Here is an 18,064-nt window from a genome sequence, read left to right on the forward strand (position 1 = left end):
TCTGCCAGACTTTTTCCTAAGGGAAATGACGCCCTTGCGTCAAAGCGACGAGTTGGCGCGATTGTGACCGTAGCAGGAACGGTTTAGCCCCCGCCGAACCGCAGCGCCGCCCCTTCGGCCGCGCCCCTGCCCTGCCCTGGCGATCAGACGCCTGTTATCGCCCCGTCTGCGCGAATCACCACGACCTGCTTCAGTGCGCTGACCTCGAACGGCTTGGCGAACAGGGTCGAGACCTGCATCAGCGCCGCCTCGGCCCGATCCTCGGTCAGGGTCAGCAGAATGAAGCCCTTGGCCGACTGGTCACAGAAACGCACCTCGTCATTGGCCTGCATCAGGGCCGCGCCGAGAGGGAAGCCGCCGATGGCGTCGCCGATCGAGGGGCTGGAGATCGCGCTGGTCCCGAACTCGATCGCACGACGCGCGCCGCCCGCGTCCTTCAGTTCATTGACCCAGAAGGCGTGGCTGTCGCCGGACAGGACGATGGGCTGCACCCCCGCCTCGGCGAAGGCCGCGTAGAGGCGCTCGCGGCCAGCCGGATAGCCGTCCCAGGCGTCGAGGTTGAACGGCAACCCCATCTTGAACAGGAACAGGGCCTGTTCGAACTGGTCGCGATAAGCCTCAGGAATCCGGGCCATCAGGCCCTGAACCTCGGCCTCGGTCAGGGTGCGCGACACGTCGGGCCCGGCCACGCGCGCCATGACGACCTGATTGCCCAGCACCTGCCACGGCCGCCCCCTGGCCTTTGACGCGGACAGTTCGCGCTTGAGCCAGTCGCGCTGCTGGGCGCCCATCAGATCGCGCACGGGGTCGTTCAGCTTGGCGCGAAAGGCGTCCAGGTCCAGCACCGGCTCGCCGTCCGGACCGTCTTTGGCGGTCAGATCCTTGGCGTAGTCCAGCGGCTCGGTGCGGCCGGTCAGCCGCGTCTCGATCATCATCAGGCTGGCCAGGTCGCCGAAGTGGAAGCTGCGGTGGATCGCCTCCTTCAGCGCGCCGGGCTCAACCTCGCGGATCGGCATCCACTCGTAATAGGCCTTCAGCGCCGCCGCCTTGCGCTGTGCGAAGTCGCCTTCGGTCTCGGGCTGATGGTTCTCGGCGCCGTGCATCCAGGCGTCATTGGCCGTCTCGTGATCGTCCCAGACGCAGATGAAAGGGGCGCGGGCGTGAGCGGCCTGAAGGTCAGGGTCGGTCTTGTACTGGGCGTGACGCAGCCGATAGTCGGCCAGGGTGACGATCTCATGCGACGGCTGCGGCTCGCGACCCAGCTTCGCCCCCGTCGCCATGCCATAGGCGTCGTCTTCCGCCCCATATTCATAGATGTAGTCGCCCAGATGGACCACGGCGTCCAATGACGGCAGGGCGGCGATGGCCTCATAGGCGTTGAACAGTCCGCCGGGGTGCAGTTGACATGACGCCACCGCCAGATTGACTGGCGCCACGCCGTCCGCCGCCAGCGTCCGGGTCCGGCCCAAAGGCGACTGCGTCTCGCCGACAGCGAAATCGTAGCGATAATCCCGGCCCGGCTTCAGCCCGGCCGCATCCACCTTGACCGTATAGTCGCGTTCCGGCCCCGTCATGACGCGGCCCGTGGCGACCACGCGGTCGCCCTCGCCTTCCAGCACGCGCCAGACGACCGACACCGGCCCGGCCTGTCCGATCTCGGGCGTCACCCGCGTCCACAGGATGACCCGATCCGTCGCCGGATCGCCCGATGCGACGCCGTGGACGAAGGCGACGGCGACGTCTTCGCCCGAGGGAAGCGTGGCGCAACCGGCCGCCGCCCCCGCCCCGAACAGGCCCAGCAGGCCGCGACGGTTCATGCTCATCTTCGCGGCCCTCAGTAGCGCAGGGTGAAGGCGACGCCATAGCTGGCCCCGCGCCCGGCGATGAAGGTCGGCAGACCCAGCGCATCGCCGGTATTGCCTGCATCCTTGATGTATTTCTCATCCAGGATGTTGTCGCCGAAGGCCTCGACGCCCCAGTTCCCGCTCGACGGGGCGTAGCGCACCCGCAGGTTCAGCAGGCCATAGCCGTCCTGATACTCGTCCTGGATCAGGTCGGGCACGAAGTTGCCGGTCTGCAGGTCCGGACGGTCGTTGTCATCGTCGAAGAAGACCTTGGACTGCCACGTATAGGTCGGCTGGACCTCGAACGCCCCGCCTTCGACCGGCAGGCGCCAGGTCGCGCCGATCGAAGCCATGTGATCCGGCGACAGGCGGAAGCGGTTGCCCTTGCGCGCCCCGCTGTCGAAGCGCGAGTGGTTGTAGCCATAGGTGGCGAACAGGTCGAACGTCGGCGCCACGGCGAAGGCCGCCTGGCCTTCAAAGCCATAGGCGCTGGCCTCGCCCGCATTGATGGTGACGAAGCGGGTCCCGTCCTGCTCGGTCGTCTGGAAGTTGTCATAGGCGTAGTGGAAGACCGCCGCATCCAGACGCAGGCGCCGATCCATCAGCGCCGTCTTATAGCCGACCTCGAAGCTGTCGACCGTTTCGGCCGCGACCACCTGGAACTGGGGCGCGCCCAGCGGAGCCGAGGGGCCGCGCACTTCCAGCACCTCCGGGCGACGGCCGCGCGCATAGTTGGCGTACAGGCTGGCGTCTTCCGACAGGGCGTAACGGGCGTTCAGCCGCCAGGTGAAGCCGTCGTCCTTGTGATCCGCGTCGATACGGTTCCCATTGCCCGCCGTCGGCTGGCTGGTGATGCCGAACAGAGGAACCATCGTCTCGGGCAGTTGGCCGTACATCGGGTTGGCCAGCGCCGCCAGCAGGGCCGGAACCTGTGCGGGCGGCACGGCCCCCTGCGCCACGGCCAGCAGGCCGCCCAGCGTCGAGCGCCCGTTCAGCACGGCGGCGGAATAGCCCGTCGTCTTGTCGTCGGTGGTCCAGCGCAGGCCGCCCGCGATCTCCAGCCGGTCCGTGACCTGCACGTTCACATCGCCGAACACGTCCCACGACGTCAGTTCGCCGAAGTTGGTCGAGGTCTCGATATGAGCCGACTTCAGATTATCGGCGATCGGGCCGGCCAAAGCGCCTCCGCCCAGCGGCGTCAGCATCTGCGCCAGAGCCAGCCGCGCCAGCGTCGGATAGGCCGCCATCGGCAGGGTGTTGCGCCCCACGTCCGTCGGGCTCCCGTCCAGCAGCCCTGCCAGTTGCACCAGCGCCAGACGTTCGTCGAACTGGGTCGGCATCCGCTGGAAGCCTTCCTCGCGGAACCACCCGGCGCCGACGAAGCCGCTGACGCGCCCGCCGTTGTCGTAGTTCAGGCGCAGTTCCTGGCTCCACTGCTTGCCGTGGGCGTGCTCGGCCGCCGTCAGCAGCGGCAGAGACAGACCGTCCGGGTCGAAAACCTCGGTCGAGTCGAAGGTGCGGTAGGCCGTGGTCGAGTTCAGCGTCAGCGACGGCGACAGCCGCCATTTGGCCAGCCCCGTCACGCCCCACACTTCCCGATCCAGTCCCAGACCCACGCCGCCGTCGAAGTCGGCGCCCGGCGTCAGGGCCGCGCCCTCCCACGGATCACGTCCGCCCAGCACGGCGCCGGTGTTCGGGTCGGCCGGATTATAGGCGATGGATTTGAACGAAGTCGCCGAAGCGTCATCGACCTGATAGTTGGCGATCAGGTCGAACGACAGGTCTTCGGTCGGCGCCCAGGCGCCTGACAGGCGCACGGCCTTCGTCTCGATGGAGTTGTAGTTCTCGCCGCCCAGCAGGTTCTCGACCGTGCCGTCGCGCGTCTTCATCCGCGTGGCCAGACGCAGGGCGCCCGTCTCGCCCAGCGGGGCGTTCACAAAGCCCTCGACCGCGCGATAATCCATGTCCCCCGCCTCGATGCGGGCGGCGCCGCCGTACTGGCCGGGGCGGGCGCGATTCTGCACCAGATTCACCGCGCCGATCAGGGCGCCGCGACCATACAGGGTCGACTGCGGCCCCTTGGCCACCTCGATACGCTCCATGTCGAACAGTTCGACATAGGAACCGCGCGACTTCGAAATCGACACCCCGTCCTGATAGACGGACACGCGCGGCTCGGCCGTGGCGGCGCCCGAGTCCGAGGTGATGCCGCGCATCACAAAGCCCGGATTGTTCGGCGACTGGTTTTGCACCAGGAAGCCCGGCACGAAGGCCGACAACTGATCGAACTCCTGCACGCCCAAGCTTTCCAGGAAGGAACCGCTGTAGGCCGTCAGGGCGAAGGGCACCTCGATCGGATCCTGAGCGCGCAGCTGGGCGGTCACGACGATGTCGTCCACGGCGGTCGTCGCTTCGGCAGGCGATGCGGTCTGGGCGTGCGCGACCCCAGCCGCCATCAAACCAGCGACGGCGACGCCCGCCAGAAATCCCCGCTTGAGACTGATCGGCTTCATGATCCTACCCCTTGAAAAAGCGGGACAGACCTAGAGGCGCGCAATGTCGTAGACGCGACGGCGCCGTCACGGCGCGATGAAGCTGCGGCGGCGGTTAGGCGAAACTCCTTCGCCCCACGGCCTATTCCCGCCGTCCGATCGCCCGGCGATCCGCAGCCTCGGGCGAACGCAAGTCGTCGCCGCGCATTCCATCTGACAATGGAGGATCACATGGCCGCTCGCCCGACCTGGCAAGGACATCTGAAACTGTCGCTCGTCACCTGTCCGGTGGCGCTCTACACCGCGACGACCAGCGCCGCCGACGTGCGCTTTCACCTGATCAATCCGGACACCCACAACCGCATCCGCATGGTGCCGACCGACCCCGACGCCGGGCCGGTGGAGCGCAGCCATCTGGTGCGCGGCTATGAGGTGTCGAAGGACGAATACGTGCTGTTCGACGACGCCGACTTCGACAAGGTGCGGCTGGACAGCACCAAGACCATCGCCATCGACAAGTTCGTGGACGAGGCCGACATCGACCGTCTGTACTGGGACGATCCCTTCTTCGTCGTCCCGGAAAAGGGGGCGGGCGTCGAGGCCTTCGCGGTGATCCGCGACGCGATGCAGAAACAGGGCAAGGTGGCGCTGGGCCAGTTGGTCCTGCGCGGCAAGGAGCGTCAGCTGGCGCTGGAGGTGCGGGGCAAGGGCCTGCTGGCCTACACCCTGCGCGCCCATGACGAGGTGCGCGACGCCGACGACTATTTCGACGACGTCCCCAAGGTGAAGGCCGACGCCGACATGGTCGAGATCGCCGCCCGCATCATCGCCCAGAAGCAAGCCGACTTCGACCCCACCGCCTTCAAGGATCGCTATGACGACGCCCTGCGCGAGATGATCAAGGCCAAGACCAAGGGCGGCAAGGGTCTGGTCGACGTGGCCGAGCCGGACGACACCAACGTCATCGACCTGATGGCGGCGCTGAAGAACAGTCTGAAGGGTTCGGCCGGCGGCGCGCGCAAACCGGCGGCGAAGAAGCCCGCCGCCAAGTCGGCGCCGCGCAAGAAGACCGCCTGAGGGTCAGTCCACGCCCATCTTTCGCAGGGCGGGCCTCAGGCTGACGGCGCCGTCGCGGAAATCGGCCCATGCGTCGGGCCGCTCAAGCAACTCGGACCAGACCCACAGATTGTAGTCGGCCGGGTTCAGCCCCGGCTTCACCTGATCCCACGACAGGGGAAAGGCGATCCCCGCCCCCGGCCGGGCGCGCGGCGACCAGGGCGCCACAGCGGTCGCCATCCGGCCGTTGCGCAGATAGTCGATGAAGATCTTTCCGCCGCGCGCCTTCTTGGCCAGGGTGGTGGTGAAACGGTCCGGCACCTCGGACTTGATGGCCTCGGACACGGCCTTGGCGAAGGCCTTGTTCTGATCCCAGCTCACCCTCGAACGCCCGTCGGCGCGGATCGGGACGACCAGATGCAGCCCCTTGCCGCCCGTCGTCTTGACGAAGGGATTGAGGCCCAACGCCTCCAGCTTCGCCCTCACCACGAGAGAAGCGGCGATCACGTCGTCGAAGTCCAGCCCCACGTCGGGGTCCAGATCGAAGGTGATCTGGTCAGGCGTCTCCGGATCGCCCGGCTTGCAGCCCCAGGGATGCAGCTCCAGCCCGCCGGATTGGGCGATGGCCGCCAAACCGCCGACATCGACGACGGCGACATAGGGCGTGCGCGCCTTGACGTCGATCAGCTTGAGCCGCGGGTTCGACCCGGCCATGGCGTGACGCTGGAAGAAGGTCTCGCCCTCTATGCCGTCCGGGGCGCGGATGATGGAGACGGGCCGGTCCGCCACATGGGCCAGCAGCCGCTCAGCCGCCGCCTCGTAATAGCGCGCCAACTCGGCCTTGGTGATCGGCGGGCGCCCATCAGCGCCGGGCCACAGCACCTTGTCGGGGCTGGAGATGGCGACGCCCGCCACCGTGACCTTGCCGCTCTTGCGCGGCGCCTGCGACGCGGCAGGCGCCTGCGGCGCGTCCGTGACGTCCTCGGCGGCCTTGTCGTCGCGCAGGCCCTTGAACGCCGCCTGCCGCAAGGCGCCGGACTCGGTGTAGCCGCCGTGCTCGATCTCGGCGACCAGCCTCGGCTTCACCCAATGGATGTCCTTGCCGCCCTTGGGCGCGCCGGGACCGACGAAGCGGCTCCTGTCCGCCGCCTCGGCCTTCAGTGCGGGCATGAGCAGCCGCGTGGCCGTCTCGCCGAAACCCGTCCCGACCCGGCCGAGGTATTTAAGCCCGCCCTTCTCGCGCACCCCGACCAGCAGCGAGCGGAACCGGCTGCCGCCTTCCGACGACCAGCCGCCGATGACGACTTCATCGCGGCCCCGGCATTTGGACTTCACCCAGCTTGACGACCGGCCCGCGTGGTAGGGCGCGTCCAGCTTCTTGGAGATGACGCCTTCCAGATGCATCCGGCAGGCGCTTTCCAGCACCGCCTGCCCCGTCGAGGCGAAATGCTCGACGTAGCGGAGACGCGCGGCGCCCTTCGCGCCGATGCGGTCGATGTAGGCCTGCAGCCGCGCCTTGCGGTGCGACAGCGGCAGCCTGCGCAGATCCTCCGCCCCCTCGAACAACAGGTCGAAGGCGAAGTAGACGAGCCGGCCCGTCTCTCCCTCCGATATCGCCGCCTGAAGGGCGCTGAAGTCCGGCATATGATCATCATCGAGTGCGCATAGTTCGCCATCGATCACCGCATCGGGCCAGCCCGCCGCATCCGCCGCCAGCTCAGGGAAACGATCGGTCCAGTCCAAGCCCTTGCGGGTCCGCAGCACCGCCTGGCCGCCGCCGACCCCGATCTGCAACCGATAGCCGTCGAACTTGATCTCATGCGCCCAGCCCGCCGCCGAGGGCGGATGGTCGACCGCTTTGCACAGCTGAATCGGGACAAAGGCGTGCGGCTGCTTCGCCTTGGACGCCGCCCTGGACGGCGCAGGCTTCGGCGGCGCCTTGCGGCGGGTCGGCTTGGAGGAGATCCATTGCGCGTCGCCCTCAGCGATCTGAGCCAGGGAGCGGCCGCTTGTCACCGAGGCGTCGATCTGCGCGAGGGCGTCGCCTTCGCCGGCGACGGCGTGCTCGTCCTTCTCCTTCAGCAGCAGCCAGTTGTTGCGCTTGGAGGGCTTGCCCCGGTCGCTCTTCAGCCGGATCAGCGCCCATTTGCCTTTCAGCCGCTCGCCATGAAGGATCATCTTGATCTGGCCGCGCGCCCAGGCCGCCTCAAGGTCCGGCTCCTGCGGCTTCCAGGTTCCGACATCCCACAGTTGCACCGTACCCGCGCCGTAGTTGCCCGCCGGGATCGTCCCCTCGAACCCGCCGTAGTCCAGCGGATGATCCTCGACCTCAACGGCCAGCCGCTTGACCGCCGGGTCGCGCGACGGGGCCTTGGTCACGGCCCAGGACTTCAGCACACCGTCTGCCTCGATACGGAAGTCGTAGTGCAGCCGCGTCGCCGCATGGCGCTGGATCACGAAACGCCGCGCGTCCTTGTTCCCGGTTCGCCGAGCGCCCTTGGGTTCCGGCGTCTGCTCGAAACGCCGCTTGGCCTGATAGGTCTTCAGTTCGCCGCGCATGGACGCTTAATCCGTCCGCGTGAAAACCGTTGCGATGCGACAGCGTCCGCACCCGGCCTGACGTCAGCCGAAGCGTTCGATCCGCAGGGCGTCGGTCCAGTCGGGAGCAGGCCGGCCCAGCGCCATCTGCTCGATGATTTCCGCCGTTCGCGCCGCCGTCGTCAGGCCCAGGTGCTGGTGGCCGAAGGCGTAATGCACCTGAGGGTGAGCGTTCAGCCGTCCGATGGCGGGCAGATAGTCCGGCAGGGTCGGCCGGGGACCGCACCACCGGTCAGGCTGCGCCGAAAAGGCCACGCCCAGCTCCCACAGATGCGCCTCGATGCTGCGCCATTTTCGCGGATCGGGCCGGGCTGAAGGGGCGCCGAACTCGACATGGCTGGAGGCGCGCAGGCCCCCGTCGAAGCGGGCGACCGCCAGGGCCCGGTCCTCGAACACGGTCAGAGGCAGGTCGTCAGGCCAGTCATGCTGGGCCGACTGCACCGAATAGCCCCGCTCGCCGACCAGAGGCGCGCGCACGCCCAACGGCGTCATCAGACGCTCCGACCAGGCCCCGGCCGCGACGACGACGCGATCAGCGTCGATGACTGTTCCGTCCGACAGGGCGACCTCGGCGGCGTCGGCCACCGGCCGGACGGCGGTCGCATCGGCGTGGATCGTCTGCCCGCCTTTGGCGGAGAAGGCGGCCAGCAGGGCGTCGCGCACCGCCTGCGGTTCGCTGACTTGGCCCGTGCCGGTGAACCGGATTCCGCCTGCCGGGCGTTGACGCAGGACGGCGTCATAGGCGGCCAGTTCCTCAGCCTCCATCACGCGGAAGCGCGCCCCGCCCGTGCGCGCGGCGCTCCAGCCGGCCAGCCCGCGCCGGGCCGCTTCAGGCGTGGACCAGACCACAGAATGGCCGGTCGCCCGGATCAGTCCGTCTGGCGCCTCGGCCAGGGCGGCCAGACGCATCCAGGCGCCGACCGGATCATCCAGCAGATGCGCCAGAACCTCGGCGCCGTGAGCAACCGCCGCCGGACGGGACGCCGCCAGAAACCGCAGCGCCCATGGCCCCCACAAGGACGCATCGCGCGCACGAAAGTCCAGCGGCCCGCCAAAGGCGAACAGCCGCCCCAGGGCGCCCCTGAGGGTCGCGGGCGAGGGCATGGGCTCGCATTGCTCGGCGGCGATATGGCCGATGTTGCCGAAGGAGGCGCCGCGTCGCGGGTCGCCCCGGTCGATCAGCGCGGTCTCAAAACCCGCCGCCTGAAGCCGAAGCGCCGTCGCCGCCCCGACCAGTCCCCCGCCGACGACGGCCCAGCGCCGGGCTGCCGTCATGCCGCCGCGCCCTCTGCGAACGGGTCGTCCAGACTGTGCGACGGCTCGGTGAACCAGACCGGCCCGGCCTCGGTCATGTAGAAATGGTCTTCGAGGCGCACGCCATACCGGCCGGGAATGACCAGCATCGGCTCGTTCGAGAAGCACATGCCGGGCGCCAGCGGCGTAACATCGCCGCGCACCAGATTGGGCGCTTCGTGAATGTCCAGGCCGATGCCGTGGCCGGTGCGGTGGGGCAGGCCCGGCAGCCGGTAATCAGGGCCATAGCCGAGGCCGGTCAGATAATCGCGCGCGGCGGCGTCTACGCTGGCGCAGGTTGCTCCCACGGCGGCGGCGGCGAAGGCGCGGGCCTGCGCCTCCTTCTCATGCGTCCAGACGCGGCGGAAGTCCTCCGTCGGCTGGCCGAAGACATAGGTGCGCGTGATGTCCGAGTGATAGCCGTCCACCAGGGTCCCGGTGTCGATCAGCACCACATCATCCACCGCCAGGGCGCGGTCGCCCTCGCCCCCGTGCGGCAGGCAGGTGTCGTCGCCGAAGGAGACCAGGCAGAACCAGGACCCGCCCTCACCGCCAAGCGCGCGATGTTCGGCGTCGATGAAGGCCTTGACCTCGGACGTCAGGACGCCCGCTTTCAGCCAGTGGCGGGTGCGGCGCTGGACTTCCAGAGTGATGGCCTTGGCGCGGGTCAGAAGAGCGATCTCGGCCGCCGATTTGATGCTGCGCTGGGCCACGATCAGCGGGCCGCCGTCCGTGACGCGATCGGCGCCCAGAACGCGGCTGAGGCCCAGCCAGATGAAGGCCGCCGCCTGATCGTCGATCGCCAGCACGCCGCCCTCGGGAAGGCTGGCCGCCGCCAGCGCATAGGGGCTTTCTTCCTCTTCCCAGGTCAGGATGTCGCCCGCGACCGCGTCCGCCGTCAGCCCGGCCACCTTGTCCAGCTCAAACCGGGGACAGATGTACTGGACCCGGCCATCGGCATGGATCAGCGCGCCCGTCAGCCGCTCGGACGGATGCCAGTCCAGCCCCGTATAATAGCGCAACGACGCCGTGGGCCCGACCAGCAGGGCCGCCAGTCCCTTAGCTTTCAATCGCTCGGCTAGGACGGCGACGCGGTCCTGTCGTTCGGCGACGGTGATGGGCGGGGCGCTGGGCGGAAGAAAGGTCATGGAACGAATGTATATTGTATCTGATTTCTAGTCATGTTTTCTTTCATCCCTCGGATCGCTCGTAAAGGGCGGCGAGGACCTCGGGGGAGGGAAACATTATGATTATAGCCGTTCTGTTGACGGCGCTGGCGCTGCTGGCTGCCTTTTACGCCGTCCAACTGGTCCGCACCGCCAAGGCGCGCGGCGCGCTGAAGCCCAAGGCCGAAGGCATAGCCATCGGCGCGGTCGCCAACTTCTTCGATGCGCTGGGCATCGGCTCCTTTGCCCCGACCACGGCCTGGCTGCGGTTCCGTAAACTGGTGCCGGACAGCTTTCTTCCGGCGGTGCTGAACGCCGGACACTGCCTGCCGACGGTCATGCAGGGGCTGGTCTTCATGAAGCTGATCCAGGTCGACCCGGTTCTGCTGATCGCCTGTATCGGCGCCTCCATCCTGGGCGCGGTGATCGGCGCGCCCATCGTGTTGCGCCTGCCGGTGCGCGCCGTTCAGATGGTGGTCGGCGCGGCCCTGCTGATCGCAGCCGCCCTTTACGCCATGACCAATCTGAACCTGATGCCCGCAGGGGGCGAAGCGCTCTCCCTGGACGGAAACATGTTCCTGATCGCCGTCGTGGCCCATGTGCTCATGGGCGCCCTGATGAGCTTCGGCATCGGGCTTTATGCGCCTTCGCTGATCATGCTCAGCCTGATGGGCATGAACCCCACGGCGGCCTTCCCGATCATGATGGGCGCCTGCGCCTTCCTGATGCCGGTGTCGAGCCTGCGCTTCATCAAGAGCCAGCGCATCGATCTGCGGCTGGTGCTGGGCATGGCCATCGGGGGGATACCGGCAGTGCTGCTGGCCGCCTTCGTCATCACCTCCCTGCCGCTGACCGTCCTGCGCTGGGGCGTGGTGGTGGTGGTGCTCTACGCCGCCGTCAATCTGTTGATGACCGCCCTGAAGGCCCGTCAGGCGCCCGTTCCGGCCGAACAGGGCTGAGGTTTCGGGCAAGACTAAGACTGGAGGCAAGGCTGGCGATCAGCCTTGCCCGTCGCCCTGTGCGAACTCCTCACGTAGATCGGACAGGGTGTGCTGCAGGTGGTCGGCCACCAGACGGCGCACCGTAGCGGCGTCACGGGCCAGCCACGCCTGCAGGATGTCCTGATGCTCGGCCTCGGCCGTCAGATGGCGTCCCTTGTGCTCAAGGTGCTTGCGCACATAGCGGTCGGCCATGACATGAAGGCGGGTCGTAATTTCTGTCGTCAGGGCGCGCTTGCCCGGCTGCACCAGGGCGATGTGGAAAGCGCGGTTCAGGGGGCCGACCGTCGGCATGCCCCCAGCCGCCGCCGCATTCAGCTGCGCCAGCACCCGCCGGGCCTCGTCCTGCCGGGCCTCATCAGCGACAAGGCAGGCCTCGGCCGCCGCCTCCGGCTCCAGCTTGAGGCGCAGTTCGTAAATTTCCTCGGCCTCGGCCGCGCTCATGCCGCGCACGAAGAAGCCCCGGTTGGCGTGCGACACCACCAGCCCGTCCTGCTCCAGCCGCACAAGGGCTTCACGCAGGGGAATCTTTGAGACGTTCAGGTCCGCCGCCAGGGCGTCCTGACGGATCGGCACGTCCGGCGCGATCGCGCCTGAGAGGATCATGTCGCGCACCACCTCCATCAGGCGGTCGGACAGGGTGCGGACTTCAAGCGGAGATGCGGCCATGCGGTTCATCGAGTCGAAAAGGCTGGGCCGGTCGCCCGACCCAGCCATAACGCGCGCCGAACGCAATTACGACGCGCAAGTCGCTCAGACGACCTGGAAGCCCGCCCAGAAGGGATCCTTGCGGTCCACCCAGATGGTGTTGAAGCCGGTGGCGACGGCCGAACCCTCGATCGAGGGCACGATCGCCTTGTGGTCGCCCACCGTGGTCTCGGCTTCGACGCGGCCGATGAACCGGCTGCAGATGTAGCTTTCGTGGACGAAGGCGTCGCCGACCTTCAGCCGCCCCTTGGCGTGCAGATGAGCCAGCCGCGCCGAGGTGCCGGTGCCGCAGGGACTGCGGTCGATAGCCTTGTCGCCATAGAAGACGGCGTTGCGGCCGTCGGCGCTCTCACCCTTGGGCTTGTCGGCCCACAGCACGTGGCTGACCCCGTTGATCGAGGGTTCGTCCGGGTGCACCGGGTGGAAGGCCGCGCGCACCCGTTCGCGCACCAGACCGCTCAGTTCGATGATGCGGCTGGCGCCCAGATCGTCCAGGCCCGTGTAGGCGCCCTGCGGCTCGACGATGGCGTAGTAGTTGCCGCCGTAGGACACGTCGACGCTCAGCGGGCCAAGGCCCGGCACGTCGATCTCGATGCCTTCCGCCGCCAGATAGGCGGGGACATTGCGGATGCGCACCGCGGTGACCTTGTCGCCCTCAGTCTCATAGGCGATGTCCAGAACGCCCGCCGGGACCTCGATCTTCAGACGCCCCGGCGTGCGCGGCCGGATCAGGCCGTGCTCCAGCCCGAAGGTGATCATGCCGATCGTCCCGTGGCCGCACATGGGCAGGCAGCCGCTGGTCTCGATGAACAGGATGCCCGCGTCCGCATCCGGCAGGGTCGGCGGATACAGGAAGCCGCCGCTCATCATGTCGTGGCCGCGCGGCTCGAAACACAAGGAGGTGCGGATCCAGTCGTAACGGCTCAGGAAGTCGAGCCGACGCTCGGCCATGCTGGCCCCTGACAACAGGGGCGCGCCGCCGGCGACCAGGCGAACCGGGTTGCCGGCGGTATGACCGTCGATGCAGAAAAAGACGTCGCGCATCTGGGCTCCGGATCAGGTGATCTTGATGGCCTTGCCCGAGCCGATCGGGCGCGTTTCCGCCGCCTTTTCGACCATGGCGATGACCTCGGCGCGGCGGGCGCCGGCCAGCGGCATGCGCGGCATCCGGACCCGTTCGTTGCCGCGACCCATGATCATCTCGGACAGTTTGATCGACTGCACCAGATCCGCAACCGAATCCAGGTGAAGCAGCGGCATGAACCAGCGATAGATCTCAAGGGCGCGGGCGATGTCGCCGGCTTGGACCGCCTTGACCAGGGCCACCGACTCTTCGGGGAAGGCGTTGGTCAGACCCGAGACCCAGCCCTTGGCGCCCAGAATCATGCCTTCCAGAGCCACATCGTCCAGGCCGACCATGACCGAATATCGGTCGCCCAGCTCGTTGAAGATGTCGGTGATGCGACGCGAATCCGGGGCGCTTTCCTTCAGGGCGACGACGTTCGGCACGTCCGACAGACGGCGCAGATCGTCGTTGTTCAGCGTCTGACGATACATCAGCGGGTTGTTGTACAGCATGTTCGGCAGGCCGCTGGCGGCCGCCACGGCGCGGAAATGCGCCTCAAGCTCGGCTGCGGTGGGCACATAGACCATGGCCGGAAGCACCATCAGGGCGTCCACGCCGATGTCCTCGGCGTCCTTGGCATAGGCCTCGGCGCGCGCCGTGGTCAGTTCGCTGACGCCGGTGATGATCGGCACGCGATTATCGACGACTTCGACCGCCGCCTTGAGGACAGCGCGCTTTTCTTCAGGCTCAAGCGAGTTGTTCTCGCCGACCGTGCCCATGACGATGATGGCGTCGACGCCATCACGGATCAGGCCGTCCAGAACCTTCTGGGTGGAGTCGAAATCGACCCCCAGGCTCTCATTGAACTGCGTGGTGGCCGCCGGGATCACCCCGGTCCAATCCAACTTCATTCCCGCCATTTGCTGCTCCTCCCGAGCTGGCTAATTTCGTATACGTTATATGATTAGGCCGGAAGCGATGATCGATCAAGGCCCTGAAGGACCTTTAAAAATCCGCTCTCACGCCTGCTGGTCGGCTTGGCCGCCTCGCGTCAGAATCCAAGGGCCATGATCTGGTCGTACAGGACCTTGGGGGTGCGCACGCCGTTGGCCAGACTGCGCGCACGGGCTTCATAACGGCGCTGCGACGGCAGGCGCGCGCCCTGGTCGGCGAAGGCTGCGAACAGGGCCTCGGCCCGCGCAGCGTTCGCCTCGGCGTCGCCGCCGCCCATCAGGCCGGGATCGAAGGCCAGGATCAGTTCGCCATGCATGGGCGCCGCCTTGGCGCCGTCATCAAAGGCCATCGATTCGCGGCTGGTCAGATCGCCGATCAACGGGCCCGCCATCAGTTCGATCATGGTCGACAGGGCCGAGCCCTTATGCCCGCCGAAGGTCAGCATGGCGCCGTCCAGAGCGGCGCGCGCATTCGTCGTCGGCCGCCCCTCGGCGTCGACGCCCCAGCCCTCGGGGATCGGCTTGCCGGCGATGTCGTGCAACGCCATGTCCCCGCGCGCGATGGCGCTGGTGGCGAAGTCGAAGACATAAGGGTTAGGCCCCGGACGCGGCCAGCCGAAGGCGATCGGATTGGTGCCCAACAGGCCCCGCCGGCCGCCCGCCGGCGCCACCCACGAATGGCTGGGGGTCATGGCCAGGGCCGCCACGCCCATACTGGTCAGTTGTTCGATCTCGGGCCACAGGGCCGAGAAATGGAAGCAGTTGTTGATGACCAGCGCAGCCACCCCGACCTCCTTGGCCTTCTGCGCCAGCAAGGGCGCCGCCCGCTCAAAGGCCAGAAGGGAATAGGCGTAACGGGCGTCGGCGCGCACCAGGGCGGGCGAGGCGTCGGTGATGACCGGCTCGGCGTCCAGCGACATCTTGCCCGAGCGGATGGTCATCACACAGCCGGGGAGACGATAAAGCCCGTGCGAGGCGCACTCGTCCCGCTCGCCCGCCGTAATGGCCCGCGCCACCGCCTCGGCGTGCGGAACGAACAGTCCCGCCCCCGTCAGCACCCGTCGCGACAGGGCGAACACCTCGTCGATCGACAAGGCGACCGTTTCCTGGGCCTCAAACACGCTCATATCGCTCTCCCGCAGCACAATCGTATACGATATGGACGCAGGCGAAAACTTCAAGCCGTTTGGCGTCCGTTTTTTAGAGCGCGTCGCGGGCCACGGTCAGATCAGTCAGGAAACGGGTCCGCTCCTCGGCGCGTCGCGCCGCATCGGGCAGGCGCAACAGGTAGGACGGGTGAACCGTCAGCAGCACGCGCGCGCCATCCTTGGTTGTGAGAACGCGACCGCGTTCGGCCTGAACGGCGGGCTTTCGTCCCAGCACCGCAAGCCCCGCCGTCGCGCCCAGAGCCAGGATCAGCTGCGGCCTGACGAGGCGCCGTTCATGGTCCAGCCACCAGCGGCAGGCCTGGACTTCGCCCGCATTGGGCGTCTTGTGCATACGGCGCTTGCCGCGCGGCTCGTGCTTGAAATGCTTGACCGCATTGGTGAGGTAGAGGTCGCGACGATCCAGCCCCGCCTCTTCAAACGCCGCATCCAGAAGACGCCCGGCAGGGCCGACGAAGGGCCGACCGGCCAGGTCCTCCTGATCGCCCGGCTGTTCGCCGACCACCATCAGGGCCGCGCGCCTCGGCCCCTCGCCGCAGACGCCCTGGGTGGCGTCGCGCCACAATGGGCAGCGGCGGCAGCCCTGAACGCCGCGCGCCAGCTCGTCCAGACTGTCGGGGACCAGATCATCCGTCGCCGCGCGATCCACCACCGGCGCGCGAACGCGCTGGAACCTGTCATTGGGCGTGGGCGTAGGCTGGTTCACCATGGCATCCGTGCGAACCGACGCGGCGGCGGTCAGTTCCGGGATCAGCCCGGCCTCCGGCAGGTTTTTCCAGTAACGCTTGGGCATTTCCGACCGCATCGCCTGAGGCCGCAGCCGCGCCGGATTGAAGGTCGAGGCGTAATAGGTGCGCCAGAAATCCTCCACCGCGTCCTCGGCGGGCGCCTGCGATTGATCGGCGGGCGGGCCGAAGGTCAGAAGCGTTCCGTCCCAATGCGCCGCCCCGTCCGGCGTCAGGATCGACCACCGCATGGCGCTGAACCGGCGCGCGAAGAAGGGCGCCGTCGCCTGCAGCACCCGATGCGCCGGTTCGAACCACGCCACCCAGCGCTCGCCCGCTTCGTCTTGCGTCTGTCGAAAGCGCACGAAGGCCTTCATCTTGTGGGCGGCGCGGCGCACCGCCTTCACCCGATCCGCCGCCTCGGCCACGTCGCGGTCGGACAGGACGGCCATCAGGTTCGGCTGATCCTTCAGCCGCCACAGCAGGCGATACATCAGGTCAAAGCGATCCTCGGACCGGTGCTGGATCAGTTGCGCCGCCGCGTCCAGAAAGGCGCGCGGCGCGGTGAACGCGCCTTCGACCTCAGGCAGGACGCCGCCCTCATCGAACAGGCCGCCCGCAGTCGCGCCGACCACGAACTTCACCAGGCCGGGCTCCTCGCCCGCCAGCCGCAGGCGCCGCGCCGCCTCGCGCCAGCCGTCGAAATCCAGCGGGTCGGACAGGACCGCCGTGCGCATCAGAACAGGCTCAACTGCTCAGGCTTGCGCTGGGGCGCCAGGCGCGCGCGCAGATCGGCCGCGTCCGTCAGGCCGCCGGGCGTCCAGTCCAGCGCCGTGATCCACGGCCGCACCGCCTCGATCGACCGCGTCAGCCGACCGACATCCTCAAGCCGCAAGGTGCGATGCCGCCGCACCAACAGGATGCGGTCCACCGCCTTCACCCCCAGGCCCGGCACCCGCAGCAGGGTCTCGCGCGCCGCCCGGTTGACGTCGACGGGAAAGGCCTCGCGGCGCCGCAGCGCCCAGGCCAGCTTCGGATCGACGGCCAGATCCAGCATGCCGTCGTCGGTCCCCTCGCCGATCTCGGGGGCGGTGAAGCCGTAGAAACGCATCAGCCAGTCGGCCTGATAGAGCCTGTGTTCGCGCATCAGCGGCGGCTTGGTCGGCGGCAGCAGGCTGGAGCCGTCGGGAATGGGGCTGAAGGCGGAATAATAGACCCGACGCAGGCCATAGCCGCCGTAAAGGGCGGCGCTGCGGGCCATGATCTCCGTGTCCGGCGCGCCGTCGGCGCCGACGATCAACTGGGTCGACTGACCGGCCGGGGCGAAGGCGGGCGGGCGCTTGCGGGCGCGCTTTTCGGGTTTGGCCTCTTCCAGTTTCAGCCGCACCTGCCCCATCGCCCTGCGGATGGTCCGCGCGTCCTTTTCCGGAGCGAGACGGCCCAGAGCCTCGTCGCGGGGCAGTTCGATATTGGCGGACAGTCGGTCGGCATAGAGACCCGCCAGCTCCACCAGCCGCGCGTCCGCCTCCGGGATCAGCTTCAGATGGATATAGCCGCGGAAGTCATGCTCTTCGCGCAGGCGCCGCGCGACCTCGACCAACTGCTCCATCGTATAGTCGCCGTTGCGGATCACGCCCGACGACAGGAACAGCCCCTCGATGTAGTTCCGCTTATAGAAGGCCAGGGTCAGGTCGACGACCTCCTGCACCGTGAAGCGCGCCCGCTCGACGTTGGACGACACCCGGTTGATGCAATAGGCGCAGTCGTAGATGCAGAAGTTGGTCAGCAGGATTTTCAGCAGGCTGACGCACCGACCGTCCGGCGTATAGGCGTGGCAGATGCCCATGCCCTCGGTCGAGCCGATCCCGCGCCCGCCCAGGGAATCCCGCTTCGTCGTGCCGGACGAGGCGCAGGAGGCGTCGTATTTCGCTGCGTCCGCCAGAACCGCCAGCTTTCGTCGGAGATCGATCTGAGCCATTCGTTCATGATATGTTCTGTC

At 67.9% G+C, this 18,064-nt stretch carries 13 protein-coding genes; 2 read left to right on the forward strand and 11 right to left on the reverse strand.

What is annotated here, in order from left to right; all coding sequences use genetic code 11:
* Window positions 1–143: 143 nt before the first annotated feature.
* Both H556_RS0114960 and H556_RS0114965 read right to left on the reverse strand, forming a co-directional pair.
* Entirely contained in the window at window positions 144–1,823 is a 1,680-nt protein-coding gene (locus H556_RS0114960) for an alkaline phosphatase D family protein (protein ID WP_024355216.1), read from the reverse strand.
* Between the two features lie 11 nt (window positions 1,824–1,834).
* Window positions 1,835–4,357 carry a TonB-dependent receptor gene (locus tag H556_RS0114965; RefSeq protein ID WP_024355217.1) on the reverse strand — a complete coding sequence of 841 codons (2,523 nt, stop codon included), beginning with the start codon at window positions 4,355–4,357 and terminating at the stop codon, window positions 1,835–1,837.
* A 210-nt stretch (window positions 4,358–4,567) separates the two neighbouring features.
* Here H556_RS0114965 and ku point away from each other — a divergent pair, with 210 nt between their 5' ends.
* Window positions 4,568–5,413, forward strand: a complete 846-nt coding sequence (ku, locus tag H556_RS0114970; RefSeq protein ID WP_024355218.1) for a non-homologous end joining protein Ku — start codon at window positions 4,568–4,570, stop codon at window positions 5,411–5,413.
* 3 nt (window positions 5,414–5,416) lie between these two features.
* On the opposite strand, the gene ligD is transcribed toward ku, so the two are convergent.
* The 3 genes from ligD to H556_RS0114985 form a co-directional block, all read right to left on the reverse strand.
* Window positions 5,417–7,951, reverse strand: a complete 2,535-nt coding sequence (gene ligD / locus H556_RS0114975) for a DNA ligase D (RefSeq protein WP_024355219.1) — start codon at window positions 7,949–7,951, stop codon at window positions 5,417–5,419.
* A gap of 63 nt (window positions 7,952–8,014) precedes the next feature.
* Entirely contained in the window at window positions 8,015–9,265 is a 1,251-nt protein-coding gene (locus tag H556_RS0114980; RefSeq protein WP_024355220.1) for an NAD(P)/FAD-dependent oxidoreductase, read from the reverse strand.
* A complete protein-coding gene (locus tag H556_RS0114985; RefSeq protein WP_024355221.1) occupies window positions 9,262–10,431 on the reverse strand; it encodes a M24 family metallopeptidase in 1,170 nt (389 codons plus the stop codon). The genes H556_RS0114980 and H556_RS0114985 overlap by 4 nt, the downstream gene beginning before the upstream one ends.
* Before the next feature lie 98 nt (window positions 10,432–10,529).
* On the opposite strand from H556_RS0114985, the gene H556_RS0114990 reads away from it, so the two are divergent.
* On the forward strand, window positions 10,530–11,408 hold the full coding sequence (locus tag H556_RS0114990; RefSeq protein WP_029673696.1) for a TSUP family transporter: 879 nt from the start codon (window positions 10,530–10,532) through the stop codon (window positions 11,406–11,408).
* Between the two features lie 39 nt (window positions 11,409–11,447).
* On the opposite strand, the gene H556_RS0114995 is transcribed toward H556_RS0114990, so the two are convergent.
* The 6 genes from H556_RS0114995 to H556_RS0115020 form a co-directional block, all read right to left on the reverse strand.
* Entirely contained in the window at window positions 11,448–12,116 is a 669-nt protein-coding gene (locus H556_RS0114995) for a GntR family transcriptional regulator (protein ID WP_035303194.1), read from the reverse strand.
* An 84-nt stretch (window positions 12,117–12,200) separates the two neighbouring features.
* A complete protein-coding gene (locus H556_RS0115000) occupies window positions 12,201–13,199 on the reverse strand; it encodes a 4-hydroxyproline epimerase (RefSeq protein ID WP_024355224.1) in 999 nt (332 codons plus the stop codon).
* A 12-nt stretch (window positions 13,200–13,211) separates the two neighbouring features.
* A complete protein-coding gene (locus H556_RS0115005) occupies window positions 13,212–14,141 on the reverse strand; it encodes a dihydrodipicolinate synthase family protein (RefSeq protein WP_081650969.1) in 930 nt (309 codons plus the stop codon).
* A 131-nt stretch (window positions 14,142–14,272) separates the two neighbouring features.
* The gene (locus H556_RS0115010; RefSeq protein WP_024355226.1) at window positions 14,273–15,301 is read right to left on the reverse strand and encodes an Ldh family oxidoreductase; all 1,029 of its coding nucleotides are present in this window, start codon (window positions 15,299–15,301) and stop codon (window positions 14,273–14,275) included.
* A gap of 73 nt (window positions 15,302–15,374) precedes the next feature.
* A complete protein-coding gene (locus H556_RS0115015) occupies window positions 15,375–16,802 on the reverse strand; it encodes a UdgX family uracil-DNA binding protein (protein WP_024355227.1) in 1,428 nt (475 codons plus the stop codon).
* Complete coding sequence (locus H556_RS0115020; protein WP_024355228.1) at window positions 16,802–18,043, reverse strand: putative DNA modification/repair radical SAM protein; 1,242 nt, start codon at window positions 18,041–18,043, stop codon at window positions 16,802–16,804. The genes H556_RS0115015 and H556_RS0115020 overlap by 1 nt, the downstream gene beginning before the upstream one ends.
* Window positions 18,044–18,064 lie beyond the last annotated feature (21 nt).

Source organism: Brevundimonas naejangsanensis DSM 23858 (genome assembly GCF_000421705.1).
In the GTDB taxonomy this organism is placed as follows: Bacteria; Pseudomonadota; Alphaproteobacteria; order Caulobacterales; family Caulobacteraceae; genus Brevundimonas; species Brevundimonas naejangsanensis.

Coding starts and splice junctions, on each gene's coding strand:
- H556_RS0114985 (WP_024355221.1), bottom strand. CDS start 10,431: ATGACCTTTCTTCCGCCCAGCGCCCCGCCCATCACCGTCGCCGAACGA.
- H556_RS0114995 (WP_035303194.1), bottom strand. CDS start 12,116: ATGGCCGCATCTCCGCTTGAAGTCCGCACCCTGTCCGACCGCCTGATG.
- H556_RS0115020 (WP_024355228.1), bottom strand. CDS start 18,043: ATGGCTCAGATCGATCTCCGACGAAAGCTGGCGGTTCTGGCGGACGCA.
- H556_RS0114980 (WP_024355220.1), bottom strand. CDS start 9,265: ATGACGGCAGCCCGGCGCTGGGCCGTCGTCGGCGGGGGACTGGTCGGG.
- H556_RS0115000 (WP_024355224.1), bottom strand. CDS start 13,199: ATGCGCGACGTCTTTTTCTGCATCGACGGTCATACCGCCGGCAACCCG.
- ligD (WP_024355219.1), bottom strand. CDS start 7,951: ATGCGCGGCGAACTGAAGACCTATCAGGCCAAGCGGCGTTTCGAGCAG.
- H556_RS0115010 (WP_024355226.1), bottom strand. CDS start 15,301: ATGAGCGTGTTTGAGGCCCAGGAAACGGTCGCCTTGTCGATCGACGAG.
- H556_RS0114965 (WP_024355217.1), bottom strand. CDS start 4,357: ATGAAGCCGATCAGTCTCAAGCGGGGATTTCTGGCGGGCGTCGCCGTC.
- H556_RS0114960 (WP_024355216.1), bottom strand. CDS start 1,823: ATGAGCATGAACCGTCGCGGCCTGCTGGGCCTGTTCGGGGCGGGGGCG.
- H556_RS0114990 (WP_029673696.1), top strand. CDS start 10,530: ATGATTATAGCCGTTCTGTTGACGGCGCTGGCGCTGCTGGCTGCCTTT.
- H556_RS0115005 (WP_081650969.1), bottom strand. CDS start 14,141: ATGGCGGGAATGAAGTTGGATTGGACCGGGGTGATCCCGGCGGCCACC.
- ku (WP_024355218.1), top strand. CDS start 4,568: ATGGCCGCTCGCCCGACCTGGCAAGGACATCTGAAACTGTCGCTCGTC.
- H556_RS0115015 (WP_024355227.1), bottom strand. CDS start 16,802: ATGCGCACGGCGGTCCTGTCCGACCCGCTGGATTTCGACGGCTGGCGC.